We start from the raw sequence: 5922 nt of genomic DNA on the forward strand, positions 1-5922 counted from the left end.
CACCACATGATCCGCAAGCCACGGATGCGACGACAACGACAACCGACCAGTAAGAACCACCTGATCCGAATCAGCCAACGTCACAGCCGCACCCAGCAACGGATGCCCAGTCGAACTCAACCCCAGACCACGAACATCACCAGCACGCCACCCACCAGACCTCGGCCAAAAACGCTCCCGCTCAAACGCATACGTCGGCAGTTCAACCCGCCGATTACCGACGAAGAGCTGCCTCAACTCAACGCCGACGCCATGAACGTGCAGGTGAGCAAGGGCAGCGATCAGCGTGTGCTCCGCGTCGCGATCGGCGCGCTGCGTCGCCACACTGATGTGGTCGGTCTCGTCTTCGGCCAGGATGGTGCTGGCCAGGGCCGCCAGGACGCTGTCCGGGCCGGCCTCCACAAACCGCGTCACACCCTGACCCGCAGCTGCACGCACCGCATCCGCGAAGCGGACGGCCTCGCGCACCTGACGCACCCAGTACGCCGGCGAGCACAACTCCTCCTCAGAAGCAGCCTCACCGGTGAGGGTGGAGATCACAGGAATCTGCGGCGCCCCGTACGTCAACTGCTCCGCTACCCGGGCGAACTCCTCCAGCATGCCGTCCATCCGATGCGAGTGGAACGCATGCGAAACCCGCAGCCGATTCGTCTTACGACCCTGTCGCTTCGCCCACTCCCGCACAGCCTCAACCGCATCGACATCACCGGACACCACCACCGACTCCGGCCCATTGACCGCGGCCAGCGACACCGCCTCACCCAGCAGCGGTACAACCTCCTCCTCGCGGGCCTGGACGGCGAGCATCGCCCCGCCCTCGGGCAGCGCCTGCATCAGCCGACCCCGCGCGGCCACCAGCGTGCACGCGTCCTCCAGGGACAGCACCCCGGCCACATGCACCGCCGCCAGCTCCCCCACCGAATGACCAATCAACACATCCGGCGCGACACCAAAAGACTCCAGCAACCGGAACAACGACACCTCAACCGCAAACAAACCCGCCTGCGCGTTCACCGTCTGGTTCAGCGCATCCCGGTCCTCACCCCACACCACCCCACGCACGGACGAACCCAACGCCCGCTCCAACTCCCCACAGACAGCATCGAAGGCATCCGCAAAAACAGGGAAACGGTCGTACAACTCCCGCCCCATACCCAACCGCTGGGCGCCCTGACCCGAGAACAACACCCCAACGCGACCATCACCGGCAGCAACCTCTCCCCGCACCACACCCGCGGCCGACTCACCGTCCGCGAGCGCCCCCAACCCCGCCAGCAACGCCTCACGATCACTGCCCACAACAGCAGCACGATGATCAAAACTCGCCCGCGTCACCGCCAACGAGAAACCCACATCCACCGGCGACAACTCCGGCCGCCCCACCACAAACGCACCCAACCGCCGCGCCTGCGCCCGCAACCCCGCCTCAGACCTCGCCGACACCACCCACGGCACCGGCCCACCAGCAGGAACAACCGCCTCGGGGCGCGACAGCTCAGCAACCGGCGTTGCCTGCTCCACGATCACGTGGGCGTTCGTGCCGCTGATCCCGAACGACGACACCGCCGCCCGACGTGGTGCGTCACCCGCCGTCCACGGCCGGGGCGCGGTGAGCAGCTCCACCGCACCGGTCGACCAGTCAACGTGCGAGGACGGCTCATCGACGTGCAGCGTCTTCGGCAGCACACCGTGCCGCATCGCCTCGACCATCTTGATGATGCCCGCCACACCCGCGGCGGCCTGGGTGTGGCCGATGTTCGACTTGATCGACCCGAGCCACAGCGGCCGGTCCTCGTCGCGCCCCTGCCCGTACGTGGCCAGCAGCGCCTGCGCCTCGATCGGATCACCCAGCGTCGTACCCGTACCGTGCGCCTCCACCACATCCACATCCGCACCGGACAACCGCGCGTTCGCCAACGCCTGCCGGATCACCCGCTGCTGCGACGGACCATTCGGCGCCGTCAAACCATTCGACGCACCATCCTGATTCACCGCCGTACCACTGAGAACGGCCAGTACCGGATGTCCATTTCGGCGCGCGTCCGACAGCCGCTCCACCAGCAGCACGCCGACGCCCTCGGAGAACCCGGCACCATCAGCTGCGTCGGCGAAGGACTTGCAACGGCCATCCGAGGCGAGCCCGTTCTGCCGCGAGAACTCGCTGAACAGCGAAGGGTGTGCCATGACGGTGACGCCACCGGCCAGCGCGAGCGAGCACTCTCCGCTCCGCAGCGCCTGTACGGCCAGATGCGTGGCCACCAGCGACGAAGAGCACGCCGTGTCCACCGTGACCGCCGGGCCCTCGAACCCGAACACGTAGGACACCCGGCCGGACATCACGCTGCCCGAAGTGCCGTTGCCGATGTATCCCTCCAGGCTGCGCAGATCCTCACCCGACGTCATCAGGCGGGTCGCGTAGTCGTGATACATGACGCCGGCGAACACGCCCGTCTTGCTGCCGCGCAGCGTGCCGGGGTCGATGCCCGCCCGCTCGACCGCTTCCCATGAGGTCTCCAGGAGCAGTCGCTGCTGCGGGTCCATCGCCAGGGCCTCGCGGGGCGAAATGCCGAAGAACGCGGGGTCGAAATCGGCGGCGTCGTAGAGGAAGCCGCCCTCACGGGCGTACGAGGTCCCGGCCTTGCCGGAGGCCACATCGAACAACGCATCAAGGTCCCAGCCGCGGTCGGTGGGAAAGCCGGCGACACCGTCCCCCTCGGAAGCCACCAGTTGCCACAGCTGCTCCGGCGTGGTCACGCCGCCGGGATAGCGGCACGCCATCCCCACAATGGCGATGGGCTCGTTACTGGTACTCGCCACCGAACCCACGGGGTCGACAGTTCCGACCCGTTGCTCGCGCCCCGTAACCTCGCTCAGCACAAATTCCGCCAGAGAAGTCGGTGTCGGGTAGTCGAACACCAACGTCGCCGGCAGCCTCAGCCCAGTAGCCGCGTTCAATCGGTTGCGCAATTCCACCGCGGTGAGGGAGTCGAAGCCCAAATCCTTGAAGGGACGCGCCGGATCGACATCCGATCCCGCGGCGTGTCCGAGGACCTGCGCGACATGCCGACGCACTGTCTCCAGGACGTCCGGCAGCTGCTCCGGACCAGCGAGCCGCGACAGTCGGTCGGCGAACTCGGAGACCTCTACTGCCCGGGCGCCTGCTGCCCGTCGCGTCGGCACCCGCACCAGGTCACGCAGCAGTGGCGGCACACCGGCCGACGCCGCACCGGCACGAATGACCGCCAGGTCGAGCGAGACCGGCACGACGACGGCACTGTCCGCCACGAGGGCGGCGTCGAACAGCTCCAGCCCCCGCTGGGAACTCAGTACGCCGACGCCGCCACGGTTGATGCGGCCCTTGTCCTCCGCACCCAGGTGGCCGGTCATGCCGCTGGCCTGCTCCCACAAACCCCAAGCCATCGAGACCGCCGGCAACCCCTGAACACGCCGGTGCTGCGCCAAGGCATCGAGATACGCATTCGCCGCCGCGTAATTGCCCTGCCCAGCCGCACCAAACACACCCGCGGCAGAAGAGAACAGCACAAAAGCAGAAAGACCACAATCACGCGTGAGCTCGTGAAGATTCCACGCCGCATCCACCTTCGACCGCAACACGCAACGGACCCGCTCCGGCGTCAACGACTCAACAACACCGTCATCCAGCACACCGGCGGCATGGATCACAGCAGTCAGCGGACGATCGCCCGGAATCGACTCCAGCACCCCGGCCAAGGCGTCACGGTCGGCAGCATCACACGCCGCCACCCGCACCTCCGCACCCAAAGCCTCCAGCTCCACCACCAGATCCCCAGCACCCGGGCCGTCCAGCCCCCGCCGACTGGTCAACAACAGACGGCGCACACCACGCTCCACCACCAGATGGCGCGCCAGCAGACCACCCAACGTGCCCGTACCACCAGTAATCAGAACCGTGCCCTCGACATCCCAAGGACCCAACTCCCCTGCCCCATCCTCATCCTGGACCTGGACCTGAGCCTGGGGCACACGACGGAGCCGAGGCACGAACACCTCACCACCACGCACCGCCACCTGCGGCTCATCGCCCAGCCCAGAAGCAAGGTCGACGTCGACGCCCGCGTCGGTGTCGGTGTCGGTGTCGAGCAGTACGAAACGGCCCGGATGTTCGGACTGCGCAGAACGAACCAGCCCCCACACCCCAGCCTGGCCCAAACCCTCAACCGAATCCCCCGGTCGTACACCCACCGCGCCCCGCGTCACCACAACCAGCCGCGACTGAGCAAACCGCTCCTCAGCCAGCCACCCCTGCACCAAACCCAGCGCCTCAACCACACCCGAAGCCCCTGAAGACCCGGCCGAGATCTCGGCGACCACAACCTCCGGTGTCTCAAAGCCCTTATCCACAGCGCCGCTCAGCGCACCGAGATCCGCAAATGCCCCGGCCGGGCCCTCAAGCCCGTCCAGACCAACCCACTCCACCGGCTCCGAGGCCGAATCGGACGAGGGGAGCGCCTGCCAGGAGATGTCAAACAGAGAGCCGACGTCCCGAGCGGCAGCGCGCAACTGCCCCTCGGCCACCGCGCGCAGCGACAGCGACTCAACCGTGGCCACCGGCGCACCAGTCTCATCGGCCACAAGCACCGACATCTCATCACTGCCCAGCGCAGTCAGCCGGACCCGCACCCGAGTCGCACCCACGGCATGCACCCGCACGCCCGACCACACAAACGGCAACCGCGGACCACGACCGCCGTCACCCTCGCCCGGCTCCAACAACCCACCTATACCAGCCGCATGCAACGCAGCATCCAACAACGCCGGATGCATACCAAACCCCTCGACACCCCCAACGCCTTCAGGCAACACCACCTCCGCCCACACCGCACCGCCGGCGCCGCCTTCACGCCACACGGACCGCAACCCCTGAAACACCGGCCCATACCCATAACCCGCACCCGCCAGGGCCTCATACGCGCCCTCAACATCGACCACCGACGCCCCAGCCGGCGGCCACACACCGAACCCAGCAGACTCAACCCCCGCAGCACCACCGCCCTGAGCAAGCACGCCCATGGCATGCCGCGTCCACACGCCCTCGACATCGTCCTCCGGCCGCGAGTAGACACTCACCGACCGACGGTCCGAGCCATCAGGCGCCTCCACACTCACCTGAAGCGCCACACCACCCGACTCCGGCAACACCAACGGCGCCTCCAGAGCCAGCTCCTCCACCACATCACAACCCACCTGATCACCAGCCCGCACCACCAACTCAACAAACGCCGTCCCCGGCAACAACACCGAACCCAACACCACATGATCCGCAAGCCACGGATGCGACGACAACGACAACCGACCAGTAAGAACCACCTGATCCGAATCAGCCAACGTCACAGCCGCACCCAACAACGGATGCCCAGCCGAGCCCAGACCCAGGCCCCGCACATCACCAGGACGCCGGGCGTCCGGCTTCGGCCAATACCGCTCCCGCTGGAACGCATACGTCGGCAGGTCGACGCGCTGCGGCTGATACGGAGCCAGCACCTTCTCCCACGCCACCGCCAGACCCTGAACATGCGCCTGCCCGAACGCCATCAGCAACTGCTCCGCGCCGCCGTGATCGCGACGCAGGGTGCCCAACGCGGCACCCGATACGCCCGCGTCCTCAAGCGTCTGCTCCACACCCACCGTCAAAACAGGGTGAGCGGAAGCCTCGACAAACACGGAGTGCCCGGCATCGACGGCAGCGCGCACGGCATCCTCGAAACGGACCGTCTGCCGCAGATTCCGGAACCAGTACCCGGCATCGAGGTCGGCCGTGTCGATCAGCTCACCAGTCAGCGTGGAGAAGAAACCCACCGAGGAAGAGGACATCGGACTGATCGGGGCAAGATCGGTCAGAATCCGGTCCCGGAGAGCCTCCACATGCGGGGAGTGGGACGC

Annotated in this window: 1 protein-coding gene; it reads right to left on the reverse strand. The window is 67.2% G+C overall.

Features of this window, described 5'->3' with window-relative positions; all coding sequences use genetic code 11:
* On the reverse strand, positions 1-5922 hold a 5922-nt coding region (locus AB0D04_RS42005; RefSeq protein ID WP_362712695.1), incomplete at both ends, for an SDR family NAD(P)-dependent oxidoreductase.

It is taken from the genome of Streptomyces sp. NPDC048483 (genome assembly GCF_040651455.1).
GTDB lineage: Bacteria > Actinomycetota > Actinomycetes > Streptomycetales > Streptomycetaceae > Streptomyces.